This window comes from Variovorax sp. YR750, from assembly GCF_900109805.1.
Taxonomy (GTDB): Bacteria; Pseudomonadota; Gammaproteobacteria; order Burkholderiales; family Burkholderiaceae_C; genus Variovorax; species Variovorax gossypii.
Map to the genome: position 1 here is coordinate 1 of NZ_FOBJ01000051.1, position 1,395 is coordinate 1,395.

The 1,395-nt window shown below is 65.4% G+C and carries 2 protein-coding genes and 1 pseudogene; all 3 read left to right on the plus strand.

What is annotated here, in order from left to right; all coding sequences use genetic code 11:
* Positions 1 to 291: pseudogene (locus tag BMY35_RS37470) on the plus strand (electron transfer flavoprotein subunit beta/FixA family protein); the annotation flags it as partial.
* A gap of 2 nt (positions 292 to 293) precedes the next feature.
* Positions 294 to 1,226, plus strand: coding sequence for an electron transfer flavoprotein subunit alpha/FixB family protein (locus BMY35_RS37475; RefSeq protein WP_093210121.1), 933 nt, complete (start codon positions 294 to 296; stop codon positions 1,224 to 1,226).
* Positions 1,227 to 1,300: 74 nt separating this feature from the next.
* Positions 1,301 to 1,395 (plus strand): acyl-CoA dehydrogenase N-terminal domain-containing protein (locus tag BMY35_RS37480; protein ID WP_143080830.1); only part of this gene is annotated, 95 nt, incomplete at its 3' end.

Consider the following 1,395-nt stretch of genomic DNA (forward strand, 5'->3'; position numbering starts at 1 on the left):
ACCGTCACCCGTGAAGTCGACGGCGGCCTGGAGACCGTTGCACTCACGCTGCCCGCGGTCATCACCACCGACCTGCGCCTGAACGAGCCGCGCTATGTGACGCTGCCGAACATCATGAAGGCCAAGAAGAAGCAGCTCGACACGGTCAAGCCCGAAGACCTGGGCGTGGACGTGAAGCCGCGCCTGAAGACGCTGAAGGTCGCGGAGCCGCCGAAGCGTGGTGCCGGCATCAAGGTGCCTGACGTCGCCACCCTGGTGGACAAGCTGAAGAACGAAGCGAAGGTGATCTGAACATGACCGCACTTGTTATTGCCGAACACGACCACGCCAGCATCAAGCCGGCCACCCTCAACACCGTGACCGCGGCACTGGCCTGCGGCGGCGACGTCCACGTGCTGGTGGCTGGCGCCAATGCGGCCGAAGCAGCCAAGGCAGCCGCCCAGATCGCCGGTGTCTCCAAGGTCATCGCAGCCGACAGCCCCAGCCTCGCTGAAAACCTCGCCGAGAACGTGGCCGCCCAGGTGCTGGCCATTGCCGGCAACTACAGCCACATCCTGTTCCCCTCGACCGCCAACGGCAAGAACGTCGCACCGCGCGTAGCTGCCAAGCTGGACGTGGCGCAGATCAGCGACATCACGGCCGTGGTGAGCGCCGACACCTTCGAGCGTCCGATCTACGCGGGCAACGCGATTGCGACCGTGCAGAGCAGCGACGCGACCAAGGTGATCACCGTTCGCACGACCGGCTTCGACGCGGCAGCAGCCACCGGTGGCAGCGCTGCAGTGGAAAACGCAGCAGGCGTGGCCGACAGCGGCAAGAGCAGCTTCGTGGGCCGTGAAGTCACCAAGAGCGAGCGCCCCGAACTGACGGCAGCCAAGATCATCGTCTCGGGCGGCCGCGCCCTGGGCAGCGCCGAGAAGTTCACCGAAGTGATGGCGCCCCTGGCGGACAAGCTCAACGCCGGTCTCGGCGCCAGCCGCGCAGCCGTCGACGCGGGCTACGCCCCCAACGACTGGCAAGTCGGCCAGACGGGCAAGATCGTCGCTCCCCAGCTGTACATCGCAGCAGGCATCTCGGGCGCCATCCAGCACTTGGCCGGCATGAAGGACTCCAAGGTGATCGTGGCGATCAACAAGGACGAAGAGGCGCCGATCTTCTCGGTGGCCGACTACGGCCTCGTGGCCGACCTGTTCACGGCCGTGCCGGAACTGGTCAAGGCGCTCTGATCGCATCGCTGCACTGAGCCAGAGGGCATCGTTCGCGATGCCCTTTTCGTATCCGCTGTATCTGGAGACATGACATGAGCTACACCGCCCCCATCAAGGACATGCTGTTCGACATCGAACACCTGGCCAACATCGGCGAGATCGCGAAGCTGCCGGGCTTCGAGGACGC